The following is a 14,534-nucleotide window of genomic DNA, read 5'->3' as shown; positions in this document are numbered from 1 at the left end:
TTTTAAAACTCACAACTATGCAAATCATATTTAATCCAAAAAAAGAATCTTGGTCAGAAATACTAAAAAGACCAACCCAATCATTTGAAGATATTGAAGAAACGGTAAAAGGAATATTCAAAGAAATCCAACAAAAAGGTGATGTGGCTGTTCAAAAATACACGTCTTTATTTGACGGAACGTCATTTGAAAACATTCTAGTTTCACAAGAAGAAATTGACGAAGCTGTTTCTTTAGTTTCCACAGAATTAAAAGAAGCAATTGAAGTAGCAAAAAACAATATTTACAATTTTCACGCAGCTCAAAAAACAGAAAAAGTTGAAGTAATCACAACCAGTGGAGTTAGTTGTTGGCAAGAAAAAAGACCTATTCAAAAAGTAGGATTGTATATTCCGGGTGGTTCTGCGCCTTTGTTTTCAACGGTTTTAATGTTGGCTTTACCGGCACAAATTGCAGGTTGCAAAGAAATTGTTTTATGCACACCGCCAAACAAGGAAGGAAAAATAAATTCAGCCATTTTATATGCCGCTCAATTGTGTGGCGTTACTAAAATTTTTAAAGTTGGAGGAATTCAAGCAATCGGAGCTTTAACTTTTGGAACTGAATCTATTCCTCAAGTTTATAAAATTTTCGGACCTGGAAATCAATTTGTAACAGTTGCAAAACAATACGCTACTCAATTTGGTGTTGGAATCGATATGCCTGCCGGACCAAGTGAATTGTTAGTTTATGCTGATGATTCTGCAAATGCTGCTTTCGTTGCTTCCGATTTATTAAGTCAAGCCGAACACGGAAAAGACAGTCAGGTAATTTTGGTTACTACCGATAAAAAAATCTTGAATGATGTAGAGGAAGAAGTTTATAAACAATTAAAAAAACTTCCAAGAAAAGAAATCGCACAAGTTGCTATTCAAGATTCCAAATTAATCTATGTTGAAACTGAAGAAACGGCTTTAGAATTGATTAATGAATATGCTCCAGAACACTTTATTGTCTGTTCTAAAAATGAAGATTTTTTCATCGATGGAATTGCAAATGCAGGTTCTGTATTCATTGGGAATAATACGCCAGAAAGTGCTGGAGATTATGCTTCTGGGACCAATCACACGCTACCAACAAACGGTTATTCTAAAAGCTACAGTGGGGTAAATTTAGATAGTTTTATGAAAGCGATGACGTTTCAAAAAATCACTGAAGAAGGAATACAAAATATTGGACCAAGTATTGAATTAATGGCCGATGCAGAAGGTTTACAAGCACACAAAAATGCAGTTTCATTACGTTTAAATGCATTAAAAAAATGAAAACATTCGATTTAAATACTTTGGTCCGTACTAATGTTAAATCATTAAAACCATATTCTTCTGCAAGAGATGAGTTTAAAGATTTTAATCAAAAGATGATTTACTTAGATGCTAATGAAAATCCATTTGAAAACGGTGTAAATCGCTATCCAGATCCTAAACAACAAGATTTAAAGGCGTTATTGGCTTCAAAAAACGGAGTTAAAGCTGAAAATATTTTGATTGGTAATGGAAGTGATGAAGTTTTGGATTTAATTTTTAGAGCGTTTTGTGAACCTAATAAAGACAATATTATCACGCTGCCTCCAACTTATGGAATGTACGGTGTATTGGCAGATATTAATGCAATTGAAAACAAAAAAATCATTTTAAAACCGAATTTTCAACCTGATGTTGAAGCGATTTTAAACGAAGTAACGAAAAAAACAAAGTTGATTTTCCTTTGTTCCCCAAATAATCCAACGGGTAATTCATTTTCAGATGAAGCTGTTTTAAAAATTATAAATAATTTTAAGGGTTTAGTTGTTATTGATGAAGCCTATATTGATTTTTCAAAAGATAAAAGTTGGTTAAGTGTTCTATCTGATTTTCCTAATTTGGTAATCACACAAACACTTTCAAAAGCCTATGGAATGGCAGGTTTACGCATTGGTATTTTATATGCTTCCAAAGCAATAATTTCAATACTAAATAAGATAAAACCACCCTATAATATAAACGAATTATCGCAGCAAAAAGCTATAGAATTATTAAGTTTAAACAAAACGAATACTCAAATAAAAGAGCTGATTTTTGAAAGAAATAGAGTAGCAAAAGTACTTACAAAAATTCCATTTGTATTGGACGTTTATCCTTCAGATGCAAACTTTATTTTATTTAAAGTAGATAATGCAGTAAAACGATATAACCAATTATTAAACAAAGGAATAGTGATTAGAAATAGAACAAATGAACCACTCTGTGACAATTGTTTGCGTATTACAATTGGAACTTCCGATGAAAACGAAAAAGTTATTTCAATTTTAAAAACATTATAATGGCAAAAAAGATATTATTTATTGACCGAGATGGCACTATGATAAAGGAAGTTTCTGACTATCAGATTGATGCTTTTGAAAAAATGTATTTCTATCCAAAATGTCTAACTTTTCTAGGAAAAATTGCCAGAGAATTAGACTTCGAATTGGTATTAGTTACCAATCAAGATGGATTAGGAACTTCTTCTTTTCCAGAAGAAAATTTTTGGCCGGTTCACAATTTCATCATGAAAACATTTGAAGGAGAAGGTGTAGTCTTTTCAAATCAATGCATTGATAGAAGTTTTCCTGAAGAGAATGCGCCAACCCGAAAACCTCGAACAGGAATGCTCACGCAATACATCAATAATCCTGCATATGATTTAGAAAATTCCTTTGTAATTGGTGACCGAATTACTGATGTTGAATTGGCTAAAAATTTGGGTTGTAAAGCAATTTTTATCAATGATGGAATACAAGCAGGAATAACTGAAGTTGAAAATTCATTAGAAGAACTTCAAAACTCAATTGCTTTAGAAAGTAATGATTGGGAAAAGATTTACGAATTTCTAAAATTGAAGGAAAGAACAGCTTCAATTTCTAGAACAACAAATGAAACAGACATTGCTATTACATTAAATTTAGACGGAACAGGAAAAAGTAACATCAATACTGGAATTTCCTTTTTCGATCACATGTTAGATCAAATTGCGCGTCACGGACAAATGGACTTAGATATTCAAGTCAAAGGCGATTTAGAAGTTGACGAACACCACACGATTGAGGATACAGCAATTGCGTTAGGAGAAGTTTTTTCAAAAGCTTTGGGCAATAAATTAGGGATTGAACGCTACGGTTTTTGTTTACCAATGGACGATTGTTTGGCTCAAGTAGCAATTGATTTTGGTGGAAGAAATTGGTTGGTTTGGGAAACTGAATTTAAACGTGAAATGATTGGTCAAATGCCAACCGAAATGTTTTTTCACTTCTTCAAATCGTTTACCGATGGTGCTAAAGCAAATCTAAATATCAAAGCAGAAGGTACAAACGAACATCATAAAATTGAAGCGATTTTTAAGGCTTTTTCAAAAGCTATAAAAGTTGCTGTAAAAAGAGATCCCGAGAAAATGATTTTGCCTTCAACTAAAGGAATGTTATAAAATATAATTATGTCAGTCTGAGCCTGTCGAAGACTAAATCAAAACACTTCGACAAGCTCAGTGTGACAAAATGTTTAAAATATGAAATTAGCGATTATAGATTACGGAGCAGGAAATGTGCAAAGTGTATTGTTTGCTTTGAATAGATTGGGTTATGAAGCTGAAGTTACTTCTAATTGGAATATTATTTCAAAAGCCGATAAAGTAATTTTTCCTGGTGTTGGCGAGGCGAGTAGTGCTATGAAGAGGCTTCAAAATTTAGGATTAGATAAATTAATTCCAACTTTAAAACAACCTGCTTTAGGCATTTGCTTAGGAATGCAATTGTTATGTAAACATTCTGAAGAAGGAAATACTGAAGGACTAGGGATTTTTGATGTTAATGTAATTCGATTTTCTAATGAAGTTAAAGTTCCTCAAATGGGTTGGAATACCATTAAAAACTTGAGAGCAGATTTATTTAAAGAAATAAAAGATGAAGAATTTATGTATTTGGTACACAGTTATTTTGTTCCAAAATGTGAATACACAATTGCTACAACTGAATACGGAATTGAATATGCAACAGCCATACAAAAAGAGAATTTTTATGGCGTACAATTTCACCCAGAGAAAAGCGGAAATTATGGAGAAAAAATTCTTCAAAACTTCTTAAATCTTTAACCTATTACCATTTAACTAAAACATAAAAAAATGAGAATAATCCCAGCAATAGATATCATCGAAGGAAAATGTGTTCGACTTTCAAAAGGCGATTATGATACAAAGAAGATTTATAATGAAAATCCTTTAGAAGTTGCCAAACAATTTGAAGCACATGGAATTCAGTATTTGCACTTAGTGGATTTGGACGGTGCCAAATCGAGTCAAATTGTGAATTATAAAGTATTGGAACAAATTGCTTCAAAAACTAGTTTAAAAATTGATTTTGGTGGAGGTTTAAAATCAGATGCAGATTTAAGAATTGCATTTGAAAGTGGTGCGAAACAAATCACAGGAGGAAGTATTGCAGTAAAAAATCCAGAAATTTTCAAAAAATGGATTACTCAATACGGTGCTGAAGCGATTATTTTAGGTGCTGATGCTAATAATGAAAAAATAGCTATTTCTGGATGGTTAGAAGAATCTACTAAAGAAGTAATTCCGTTTATTCAAAACTATCAAGAAGAAGGAATTCAATATGTGATTTGTACTGATATTTCGAAAGACGGCATGCTACAAGGACCAAGTTTTGATTTGTATAAAAGGATTTTAGAGCAAATTCCAAATGTCAAATTAATCGCTTCAGGAGGAATTTCCACTTTTGATGAGTTACCCAAATTAGCTGAATTAGGTTGCGAAGGAACTATAATTGGAAAGGCTATTTACGAAAACAGAATCAGCTTAAAACAATTGGAAAATTACATTTTAAACAACTAAAAAATGCTAACAAAACGAATCATACCTTGTTTAGATATTAAAAATGGACGCACGGTAAAAGGTGTCAATTTCTTGGAATTACGAGATGCAGGTGATCCTGTAGAATTGGTAAAAAAATACGTCGAAACCATGGCGGATGAATTGGTATTTTTAGATATTTCTGCAACGGAAGAACGAAGAAAAACATTAGTCAATTTGGTTCGAAAAGTAGCTGAAGCAATTAATATTCCTTTTACGGTTGGTGGTGGAATTTCTTCAGTAGAAGATGTTGATATATTATTGAGAAATGGTGCTGATAAAGTTTCTATCAATTCTTCGGCGGTAAAAAGACCTGAACTAATTAATGAAATTGCTTCCAAATATGGAAGTCAATGTACGGTTGTTGCTATCGATGCCAAACAAATTGATGGCGAATGGATGGTACATTTAGTTGGCGGCAAAGTTCCAACTAATATTAAATTATTCGATTGGGCAAAAGAAGTAGAGGAAAGAGGAGCAGGCGAAATTTTATTTACTTCAATGAATAATGATGGAACCAAAAACGGCTTTGCAAATGAAGCATTAGCTACACTTTCTGAAATTGTAAATATTCCAATTATAGCTTCTGGCGGCGCCGGAACTATGCAACATTTTGTCGATACTTTTATCGAAGGAAAAGCCGATGCCGCCTTGGCAGCTAGTGTTTTTCATTATCACGAAATAGACATTCCAGAATTGAAACAATTTTTAAAACAGCAAAATATTAACATTAGACTATAATTGTCCCCTTGAGGGGACTTTAGGGGTGTAAAAAAATATAATTATGATAAATTTCTCAAAATATACAGACGGTTTAGTTCCTGCAATTGTTCAAGATAATGAAACTAAAAATGTTTTAATGTTGGGTTTTATGAACCAAGAGGCATTAGAAAAAACATTTGCTACTAACAAAGTAACTTTTTTTAGTCGTTCTAAAAATAGATTATGGACGAAAGGAGAGGAGAGTGGCAACTTTTTAAACTTAGTAAGTTATTCAGTTGATTGTGATAACGACACCTTGTTACTAAAAGTAAATCCTGTTGGAACAACATGCCATACGGGTTCTGATACTTGTTGGAACGAAAATAATAAACAAGATTATGGTTTCCTAACTAAATTAGAAAACACAATTAAAGAACGAAAAGAAAGCGCAACGGCTGAAAAGAGCTATGTAGCATCTCTTTTGAGAAAGGAATTAATAAAATTGCACAAAAAGTTGGCGAAGAAGCTGTTGAAGTTGTTATTGAAGCTAAAGACAACAATGACGATTTGTTTTTAAATGAAAGTGCCGACTTATTGTTTCACTACTTAATTTTGTTACAAGCAAAAGGTTTTCAATTGAATGATGTTGTGAAAGTTTTGAAAAATAGAGAAAAGTAATATCATTATCAATAAAACTATTGAAGAGATAGATTATTAAAAATTGATTTTTTCTATCTTTAAGAAAAATTTAGAACTATGAGATTTCACACTAGAAAATGGGTAAAACCAGAAGATTTAAACGCCAATGGAACGTTATTTGGAGGAAAATTATTAGCATGGATTGATGAAGAAGCAGCTTTGTATTCAGTTGTACAACTAGAAAATTCTAAAGTTGTTACTAAATATATGAGTGAAATTAACTTTATGAGTGCCGCAAAACAAGGAGATGTTATTGAAATTGGTATCGATGTTGTAAAATTTGGAAAAACGTCATTAGTATTAAAAAGTGAAGTACGTAATATGATGACCAGAGAAACTATTATTACTATTGATAATATTACAATGGTAAATTTAGGACCGGATGGAGTTCCAGCATCACATGGAAAAACTCAGATAGAATATGTAAAAGATCGACTTGACAATAAATAAAAAAAGCTTTCAAAATGAAAGCTTTTTTATTTTATCTAAATACTCTATCTGGTAATTTTCGTTTTTCCCATTTAATATCGCTCAGCATTGAAGATCGAATTCCAATGAAGAATCCCCAATAACTATTTGTACCATAAGGAACCCAGTTAAAACTCATTCTCCAGCTTTCTAAATCTCTTTCAAAACGTAATTGAGTAAACGTAACCCCTTTTTGTTTAAAATCATAACCAGACGATATTCCTACTTTCCATCTTGGAGCTAATTCTACATTACCTGAAGCCATTAACGATTGAGAGGATATTTCTTTTTGTCGGTTACTGTTGTTATAAGTTACAGAATAAGCAAGTCTTAAATCCCATGGAAGTTTAAAGTTGTACCATTCCATATCAGTGGCAGTTCCATCTTCTTTGTTATCATCGTTAAATAAACTCTTTCTGTTATCACTTAAATCTGTTCCTGAACCAAATAAATCGTCAGTTCTACCACCATTTTGTGCTGTTTGATTATCTTTAGAATCTTTAGATTTATCTAAATCTGTACTAGAAAAAGAGTAATTGAAGGTCATATTAGCACTTGTCATTCTAAATAAACTTCCTCCATTATCAATATTGAAAACATCAATTCTTTTTCCAGAATTATCAATTGCATACGGATCTAAAGTTGTAGCGAAATTTACATTCATCTTTTGTTTAAAAAACTGTGTTCCACCACTAACTCTAAGTGGAGCTAAAGCAAGTGAATCTGCGGCTAAATTGTAACTGGTTTGAAAGTTTAAGTTGTTTAACAGCATAACCTTTTTAGGTTCGTCCGTTTTACTTTCATCATCTCTAACTTTTGCTTCAAAAGTATTACTTAACGATAATCCTACATTTTGTGCATATGCTCTTCCAGGAGCACCAAATAATCCGTTTTCAAAACGTGTATATTCTTGCATAGTAGTTCCAGTTGCATCAATAGCGTAACTATCATAATATTGGTCGAAGCTTGGTGTGTAACTCCATGAGACATTAGGACGCATTACATGACGAATGGCTTGTATTTTTTTATCTTCTCCAAAGTTAAAAGTACCGTAAATTGTAGTTCCAATACCCGTTGTGAAATTATAAGTCCTGAAAGCTTCGAAACCTTTTTCATCTTCCGTTACAACTTTATTTTCAATAGGACTATAATATTTTTTTACAGTGTTAAAAGTCCAAACTTCATTATAATTGGCACTAGCAGAAACACTAAAATATTTGAAAATTTTAAAATTAGTACTTAATGGAATAGTGTGTTGAAAACCAGTTTTGGCATCTCTAAACATTTGTGGTTTAAAGAATAAAGAATCATAAGTTGTAATTCTATTTTCACCTCTTAAATTATACTGAAGGTTAATATTTTTGATAAATCCTTTTTTAACGCCATCTTTTGGAGCAAAAGGAAATATACGGTCTACACTAGCTTGTAGCGTAGGTAATGTCATATTAATTAATTCAGTATTTGTATTTTGGTTATGTGTTGCAGAAAGTGAGAAGTTTACTTGAGGAACTGTTTGGAATGTTTTAGAATAAGAAACCGAAGAACTCAAGTTGTTATTTAAACTCGAACTAACATTCGATAAATTAACAGATTGCCTATAATATTGACTACTTCCCAAGTTTACTGAAGCAGAAAATCTAGAATTAGCAGCTGCTTTTGCATCTTGACTGTGACTCCATTGAATGTTGTATTGTTTTGATCTTACATAATCTGGTAATCCTCTTTCGCTTTGAATATTGTTTTCAAATCTAAAATTCATGCGACCATTAAATTTGTAACGCTTAGCATAATTACTTTCAAAACGTAGTCCATAACTTCCGTTTGTGTAATAATCTCCTAAAACAGCCAGGTCATAATAATCGCTCAAAGCAAAATAATATCCACCGTTTTGTAAAAAATAACCTTGTTGATTAGATTGTCCTGGTGTAGGAATAATGAATCCAGAAGTGCTTTCATCTGTCATTGGAAAATATGCAAAAGGTAAACCTATTGGAGTAGGAACATCTGCAATTACCATATTGGTTAGTCCTGCAACTACTTTTTTCTTTGGTACAAATTTTACTTTTCTAACTAAAAAATAATATTCAGGATCATCGATATTTTTTGAAGTTGTAATGCGCGCATTTTTCAAGAAATAAACAGAATCATTCTCTCTTTTAGAAATTTCTGCTTTAATGTTCATTTCTCCTTGTTTGGTTCTAGAATTCCAAACTAATGCTTTTTTTGTTTTAAAATTAAAACGAATAGAATCGGGTTGAACCTCATTACTTCCTTGTTTAAAAACAGGATATTGAGTGTAGTTTCCTAAACTATCTTTAATTCTTCCAGCATAAACTTCATTTTTATCATAATCTAATACAATAATTCCCGATTTTAATTCAATATCGGTATAATAAAGTTCAGCTTCATTGTATAAAGTAAGTTGCTTTTTTTTGCGATCAAATTTCTCGTAATCTTTAGCTTTTCTTTTAGCAATTCCTTCTAAAGTACTTTTTCTAGGCTTTATACTATCTGTTTTTATAGTATCGGCAATAGCTAAATTTACAGTTTCATTTACATTTAAGTGTAAACTATCTGCATGTTTAATTTCTTGTCCATAGATTGCATTTTTTCCAATTGTTAGAAAAAATGCTAATAAAACGATATAAAATAACTTGTTACGCAATCCTATTAATAGTATTTTTGTAAAAATTTGGCTCACTTTTTGAAGTGTCAAACTTACATATATTTTTTGGCAAAAATAAAGAATTAATAAAATTATAACGCTATACCATAAATTATGAAATTAAAAAACTTTTCGTTATTACTAATTATTTTAAGTTTACTACAAATTCAAAATTTAGCGTATGCTCAAAAATCTAAGTTCAAAGTTGTATTAGATGCGGGTCACGGTGGAAAAGATACAGGGAAAAATGCTCATGGTTTTCTAGAAAAAAATATAGCATTAGAAATTACAAAAAAAGTTGGTAATATCTTAGATAGAGAAAAAGATGTAACGCTTGTTTTTACAAGAAAGACTGACGTTTTTGTTGAATTAACAGAAAGAGCTAATATTGCTAATAGAAATGATGCCGATTTATTTGTTTCTATTCACTGTAATTCTGCGGGTAAAAATTTCGCACCTTATGGTACTGAGACATTTGTTATGGGAATGTCTCGAACTAATTTAAACTTTGATGTTGCTAAAAGTGAAAACTCGGTAATTTTCTTAGAAAAAGATTACCAAGAAAAATATAATGGTTTTGATCCTAATAAACCAGAATCATTAATTGGGCTTAAAATTTTACAAGAAGAATATTTATATCAAAGTATCGAATTAGCCTCTAGAATTGAATCAAACTTTACCGATAAATTAGGCAGAAAAAGTAGAGGTGTTAAACAACAACCATTGTGGGTTTTAGATGCATCTTACATGCCAAGCGTTTTAATTGAAACAGGATTTGTTACTAATGTTGAAGAAGGAACTTATCTAAATTCTGATAAAGGTCAAAATGAAATTGCTCAAGCAATCGCAGATGCTATATTGAGCTATAAAAAAGATTTTTTCAATTCTACTAGTTCAACTTATGAAGAAGCTCCAAAAAAAGACGCTTCTAAAACTGAAGTAGTCAATGAGAAAACAACTTCAGAAATTGTATCAAATAATAAAGGTGTAATTTTTAAAGTGCAAATTTCAGCTAGTAGTAAAAAACTAGAAACAAAAGCATCAAACTTTAAAGGGCTATCTCCAATCGACAGAGAACAATCAGGAAAATTATATAAATATTTTTATGCAAATGAGTCTAGTTATGAGCAAATTAAAAATAGACTAGAAGAAGCTAAAAAGAAAGGTTACGACTCTGCTTTTATTGTTGCTTATAAAGACGGAGTAAAAATAAGCCTAGCAGATGCATTAAAATAAAATAAAGTTTTATTTTTGTTAAAAATTGAACATTTTAAAAAACTAAAATGTTTGTGTAAAAAGAACTTGAAAAACAATAAATGAAACTATCAAGAGAACTTAAAACAGCAATTCTGGTAATATTAGCAATCGCTTTGTTTATTTGGGGATTTAATTTTTTAAAAGGAAAAAATTTATTTGATACAAGTAAAAAATTGTATGCTGTTTATGAAAATGTTTCAGGATTGGTTCCTGCGGCTCCCGTTACACTTAATGGTTTAAAAATAGGTAGAGTAAATTCTATTAAAATTAATCCTGATGGAAAATTATTAGTTCAAATGCAAATTGATACTGATTTTCCAATTTCTAAATCGAGTACTGCAGAGATTTATGATTCTGGTTTAGTTGGAGGAAGAGAAATTGCCATTATTCCTAATTTTGAAGATAAATTAGAAACAGAAAGCGGCGATTACTTGAAATCATCAAATAAGTTAGGATTAACGGATGCTTTAGCAAAAGAGATTGTTCCAATTAAAGATAAAATTGAAAAACTTTTAGATAATGCAAATGCACTTTTTGCAAATGTTAATGAAGTTTTAGATGAACAAGGTAAAGCTAATTTAAAAAACAGTTTAGTGGAGTTTAATAAAACAATGACTGAATTTAGTGGAGTTTCTAAAAATTTAAATCAATTACTTGCTGAAAACAAATCTAAATTAGACAAAACTTTTACAAATCTAGATAAAACGACTTCAAATTTTGTAGCTATTTCAGATTCATTAGCAAAAGCTGATTTCGGTCAAACGGTTAAAAATTTAGAAAAAACTTTAGCGAGTGTAGATAAACTTTTAGCTGATATGGAACAAGGAAACGGTACAATGGGTAAATTAATGAAAGATGAAGCAATGTATAATAATTTTACTCAAGCTTCTAAAGAATTAGAGTTGTTGTTGCAAGATTTACGTTTACATCCTACACGTTATGTAAATGTTTCATTATTTGGAAAAAAAGAAAAACCTTATAAATCACCAGAAGTTAACGAGAACAACGAACAAATTAAGAAGTAATTATCATGAGTATTTTATCTAATATTTTATTTGCTGTTATTCTTATTGTTGGAGTAGGTTATTTTGCTCGCAATGTAAAAAAACTTATTCGTAACATTAAATTAGGACAAGATATTGATCGTAGCGACAATCCCAGCGAAAGATGGAAAAACATGGCAATGATTGCATTGGGACAATCTAAAATGGTAAAACGTCCAGTGGCTGGATTTTTACACATATTAGTTTATCTAGGGTTTGTAATTATCAATATTGAAGTTCTAGAAATCATTATTGATGGTTTATTTGGAACTCATAGAATATTTAGATTTTTAGGTGGATTTTATAATGTATTGATAGGTTCGTTTGAAATTTTAGCTTTCTTAGTATTAGTAGCTGTTATTGTATTTTGGATTAGAAGAAATGTTGTGAAAATTCAACGTTTTTGGAAACCAGAAATGCAAGGTTTTCCTAAAAATGATGCCAATTATATTTTGTATTTCGAAATGGTGTTAATGACATTGTTTTTAGTCATGAATGCTGCCGATTTTCACTTACAACATATACCTTCTGAAGTAGCTCATTATCATCAAGCAGGTAGTTTTCCAATTTCTCAATTTATTGCTCCAGTTTTTGACGGAATGAGTAACGGTCTTGTTATTTTAATCGAAAGAGGAGCTTGGTGGTTACACATTTGCGGAATTTTAGTTTTCTTAAATTATTTATATTTCTCTAAACACTTACACATTTTATTAGCTTTCCCTAACACATATTTTGCAAATTTAAATCCGCTAGGGAAGTTTAATAATTTAGAAAGTGTTACCAATGAAGTAAAATTAATGATGGATCCAAGTGCTGATCCGTTTGCAGCGCCAGCAAATCCAGATGCTGTACCTGCTAAATTTGGTGCTTCAGATGTTCAAGATTTAAATTGGGTACAATTATTAAACGCTTACACTTGTACAGAATGTGGTCGTTGTACTTCATCTTGTCCAGCAAATCTTACAGGTAAAAAATTATCGCCTCGTAAAATTATGATGGATACAAGAGATCGTTTAGAAGAAGTTGGTAAAAACATCGATGCAAATGGAGGTAAATTTGTAGATGATGGAAAATCTTTATTAAACGATTATATTACTCCTGAAGAACTTTGGGCTTGTACAACATGTAACGCTTGTGTTGAAGAATGTCCAGTTAATATTAGTCCGTTATCAATTATTGTAGATATGCGTCGTTATTTAGTTATGGAGCAAAGTGCTGCACCTATGGAATTAAATAACATGATGAGTAATATTGAAAATAATGGTGCGCCTTGGCCTTACAGTCAAATGGACCGTTTAAATTGGAAAAACGAGTAGTAAAAATATTAAAATTAGATAGTTAGAGTATATTTCTAAATATTGATTTAAAATAAAATAATATGTCAGAAAATTTAATAGTGCCAACAATGGCCGATATGATGGCCGAAGGTAAACAACCAGAAATTTTATTTTGGGTTGGTTCTGCTGGTAGTTACGATGACAGAGCAAAAAAAATTACTAGAGCTTTTGTTAAAATTTTAAACAAAGCAAATGTAAATTTTGCAGTTCTTGGAACTGAAGAAAGCTGTACTGGTGATGTTGCAAAAAGAGCAGGAAATGAATTTTTATTTCAAATGCAAGCTTTAATGAATATCGAATTATTAAATGCTTATGAAGTAAAAAAAATAGTTACTTGCGACCCACATTCTTTTAACTGTTTAAAGAATGAATATCCAAGTTTAGGTGGAAATTATGAGGTACTACATCACACTCAATTTTTACAACAACTTTTAAGCGAAGGTCGAATCGATTTTAATAAAGATACTTATAAAGGAAGTAAAATTACTTTTCACGATCCTTGTTATTTAGGTAGAGCTAATAACGAATACCAAGCTCCTAGAGAAGTGCTTACTAAAACAAATGCTGAAGTTGTTGAAATGAAAAGAAGTAAGAGTTCAGCCTTATGTTGTGGTGCAGGAGGAGCGCAAATGTTTAAAGAACCAGAAAAAGGAAATATGGATATCAATGTTTTAAGAACTCAAGATGCTCTAGAAACCAATCCAAACATTATTGCTACTGGTTGTCCTTATTGTAATACAATGATGACAGATGGTGTAAAATTTGCACACAAAGAAAATGAAGTTAAAGTTTTAGATATCGCCGAAATTATTGCTAACGCTCAAGATTTATAATATGAAGAAAATTTTATTTATTGTTTCCGTTTTATTAGTTCAATTGTCTTTTTCTCAAACTATGACGAAAGACGAATTAGTTTCAAAATTAGCAGATGATGCTTGTGAATGTAGTTCTAAAGAGAAAATTACAAAAGAGAATTTCGAAATGGTTTTAGGTTTATGTATGTTACAAGGTGTAACAAAATATAAATCAGACGTAGCGTTTTATTACGGAGATAATATTATTGGAAATGATAAAGCTATCGAAACTTTAGGAGAAGATATGGGGATGAAATTAGCTACTAATTGTCCTGCCTTTGTTAATGCTATGTTAGATACAGGTATTGCAGAAAAATATGCTTCTGAAGATTCTTCTGAAGACGAAGTTGTTACAGGTAAATTTAAAAAAATAGTAAGTGGTCAATTTTTAACAATAGAATTAGCTGAGAGTTCAGGTAAAAAACATGAATTAATAGTTTTACATGATTTTGATAATGCTTTTCTTGTTACCGATAATGTATTAAAAGCTAATGCAGAAATCACAGTTTCATACTATTTACTAGAGATTTACGATACTAAAACAAAAAAATTCGTTACTTACAAAATAATTTCTGATATAACAAAAGATTAA

15 protein-coding genes are annotated in these 14,534 nt (G+C 30.9%); 14 read left to right on the top strand and 1 reads right to left on the bottom strand.

Features of this window, described 5'->3' with window-relative positions:
- The first annotated feature begins 17 nt into the window (after positions 1-17).
- The 9 genes from hisD (at position 18) to GCU34_RS04285 (ending at position 6,768) form a co-directional block, all read left to right on the top strand.
- The gene (hisD, locus tag GCU34_RS04320) at positions 18-1,304 is read left to right on the top strand and encodes a histidinol dehydrogenase (RefSeq protein WP_072783758.1); all 1,287 of its coding nucleotides are present in this window, start codon (positions 18-20) and stop codon (positions 1,302-1,304) included.
- Positions 1,301-2,341, top strand: coding sequence for a histidinol-phosphate transaminase (gene hisC, locus GCU34_RS04315; protein ID WP_072783759.1), 1,041 nt, complete (start codon positions 1,301-1,303; stop codon positions 2,339-2,341). The genes hisD and hisC overlap by 4 nt, the downstream gene beginning before the upstream one ends.
- The gene (gene hisB / locus GCU34_RS04310) at positions 2,341-3,480 is read left to right on the top strand and encodes a bifunctional histidinol-phosphatase/imidazoleglycerol-phosphate dehydratase HisB (protein ID WP_072783761.1); all 1,140 of its coding nucleotides are present in this window, start codon (positions 2,341-2,343) and stop codon (positions 3,478-3,480) included. Before hisC ends, hisB begins: the two co-directional genes overlap by 1 nt.
- An 81-nt stretch (positions 3,481-3,561) precedes the next feature.
- Positions 3,562-4,143, top strand: coding sequence for an imidazole glycerol phosphate synthase subunit HisH (gene hisH, locus GCU34_RS04305; RefSeq protein WP_072783763.1), 582 nt, complete (start codon positions 3,562-3,564; stop codon positions 4,141-4,143).
- A 30-nt stretch (positions 4,144-4,173) separates the two neighbouring features.
- On the top strand, positions 4,174-4,899 hold the full coding sequence (gene hisA / locus GCU34_RS04300) for a 1-(5-phosphoribosyl)-5-[(5-phosphoribosylamino)methylideneamino]imidazole-4-carboxamide isomerase (RefSeq protein WP_072783765.1): 726 nt from the start codon (positions 4,174-4,176) through the stop codon (positions 4,897-4,899).
- A 3-nt stretch (positions 4,900-4,902) separates the two neighbouring features.
- Positions 4,903-5,658 carry an imidazole glycerol phosphate synthase subunit HisF gene (gene hisF / locus GCU34_RS04295; protein WP_072783767.1) on the top strand — a complete coding sequence of 252 codons (756 nt, stop codon included), beginning with the start codon at positions 4,903-4,905 and terminating at the stop codon, positions 5,656-5,658.
- 43 nt (positions 5,659-5,701) lie between these two features.
- Positions 5,702-6,196 carry a bifunctional phosphoribosyl-AMP cyclohydrolase/phosphoribosyl-ATP diphosphatase HisIE gene (gene hisIE, locus GCU34_RS04290; protein ID WP_227658732.1) on the top strand — a complete coding sequence of 165 codons (495 nt, stop codon included), beginning with the start codon at positions 5,702-5,704 and terminating at the stop codon, positions 6,194-6,196.
- Entirely contained in the window at positions 6,112-6,297 is a 186-nt protein-coding gene (hisE, locus tag GCU34_RS13825) for a phosphoribosyl-ATP diphosphatase (RefSeq protein WP_227658773.1), read from the top strand. Before hisIE ends, hisE begins: the two co-directional genes overlap by 85 nt.
- Before the next feature lie 78 nt (positions 6,298-6,375).
- Positions 6,376-6,768, top strand: a complete 393-nt coding sequence (locus tag GCU34_RS04285) for an acyl-CoA thioesterase (RefSeq protein ID WP_072783771.1) — start codon at positions 6,376-6,378, stop codon at positions 6,766-6,768.
- Between the two features lie 31 nt (positions 6,769-6,799).
- Here GCU34_RS04285 and GCU34_RS04280 read toward each other — a convergent pair whose 3' ends face one another.
- Positions 6,800-9,502, bottom strand: a complete 2,703-nt coding sequence (locus tag GCU34_RS04280; protein ID WP_072783773.1) for a putative LPS assembly protein LptD — start codon at positions 9,500-9,502, stop codon at positions 6,800-6,802.
- A gap of 63 nt (positions 9,503-9,565) precedes the next feature.
- Here GCU34_RS04280 and GCU34_RS04275 point away from each other — a divergent pair, with 63 nt between their 5' ends.
- The 5 genes from GCU34_RS04275 (at position 9,566) to GCU34_RS04255 (ending at position 14,534) form a co-directional block, all read left to right on the top strand.
- Positions 9,566-10,687 (top strand): N-acetylmuramoyl-L-alanine amidase family protein, encoded by a 1,122-nt coding sequence (locus GCU34_RS04275; protein WP_072783774.1) that lies wholly within the window; start codon positions 9,566-9,568, stop codon positions 10,685-10,687.
- An 80-nt stretch (positions 10,688-10,767) separates the two neighbouring features.
- Positions 10,768-11,733, top strand: coding sequence for an MlaD family protein (locus GCU34_RS04270; protein WP_072783776.1), 966 nt, complete (start codon positions 10,768-10,770; stop codon positions 11,731-11,733).
- Positions 11,734-11,738: 5 nt separating this feature from the next.
- Entirely contained in the window at positions 11,739-13,067 is a 1,329-nt protein-coding gene (locus tag GCU34_RS04265) for a (Fe-S)-binding protein (protein WP_072783778.1), read from the top strand.
- Between the two features lie 62 nt (positions 13,068-13,129).
- The gene (locus GCU34_RS04260; protein WP_072783780.1) at positions 13,130-13,921 is read left to right on the top strand and encodes a (Fe-S)-binding protein; all 792 of its coding nucleotides are present in this window, start codon (positions 13,130-13,132) and stop codon (positions 13,919-13,921) included.
- Between the two features lies 1 nt (position 13,922).
- Complete coding sequence (locus tag GCU34_RS04255; RefSeq protein ID WP_072783782.1) at positions 13,923-14,534, top strand: hypothetical protein; 612 nt, start codon at positions 13,923-13,925, stop codon at positions 14,532-14,534.

The sequence above is a fragment of the Flavobacterium haoranii genome (assembly GCF_009363055.1).
Classification (GTDB): domain Bacteria; phylum Bacteroidota; class Bacteroidia; order Flavobacteriales; family Flavobacteriaceae; genus Flavobacterium; species Flavobacterium haoranii.
This window is presented reverse-complemented; position numbering and strand designations above follow the sequence as displayed.

Bases quoted from the DNA above. Each gene is read 5' to 3' on its own strand.
- hisC (WP_072783759.1), top strand. From the start codon at position 1,301: ATGAAAACATTCGATTTAAATACTTTGGTCCGTACTAATGTTAAATCA.
- GCU34_RS04270 (WP_072783776.1), top strand. From the start codon at position 10,768: ATGAAACTATCAAGAGAACTTAAAACAGCAATTCTGGTAATATTAGCA.
- hisH (WP_072783763.1), top strand. From the start codon at position 3,562: ATGAAATTAGCGATTATAGATTACGGAGCAGGAAATGTGCAAAGTGTA.
- GCU34_RS04275 (WP_072783774.1), top strand. From the start codon at position 9,566: ATGAAATTAAAAAACTTTTCGTTATTACTAATTATTTTAAGTTTACTA.
- hisB (WP_072783761.1), top strand. From the start codon at position 2,341: ATGGCAAAAAAGATATTATTTATTGACCGAGATGGCACTATGATAAAG.
- GCU34_RS04285 (WP_072783771.1), top strand. From the start codon at position 6,376: ATGAGATTTCACACTAGAAAATGGGTAAAACCAGAAGATTTAAACGCC.
- GCU34_RS04255 (WP_072783782.1), top strand. From the start codon at position 13,923: ATGAAGAAAATTTTATTTATTGTTTCCGTTTTATTAGTTCAATTGTCT.
- GCU34_RS04265 (WP_072783778.1), top strand. From the start codon at position 11,739: ATGAGTATTTTATCTAATATTTTATTTGCTGTTATTCTTATTGTTGGA.
- hisA (WP_072783765.1), top strand. From the start codon at position 4,174: ATGAGAATAATCCCAGCAATAGATATCATCGAAGGAAAATGTGTTCGA.
- hisF (WP_072783767.1), top strand. From the start codon at position 4,903: ATGCTAACAAAACGAATCATACCTTGTTTAGATATTAAAAATGGACGC.
- hisD (WP_072783758.1), top strand. From the start codon at position 18: ATGCAAATCATATTTAATCCAAAAAAAGAATCTTGGTCAGAAATACTA.
- GCU34_RS04260 (WP_072783780.1), top strand. From the start codon at position 13,130: ATGTCAGAAAATTTAATAGTGCCAACAATGGCCGATATGATGGCCGAA.
- hisIE (WP_227658732.1), top strand. From the start codon at position 5,702: ATGATAAATTTCTCAAAATATACAGACGGTTTAGTTCCTGCAATTGTT.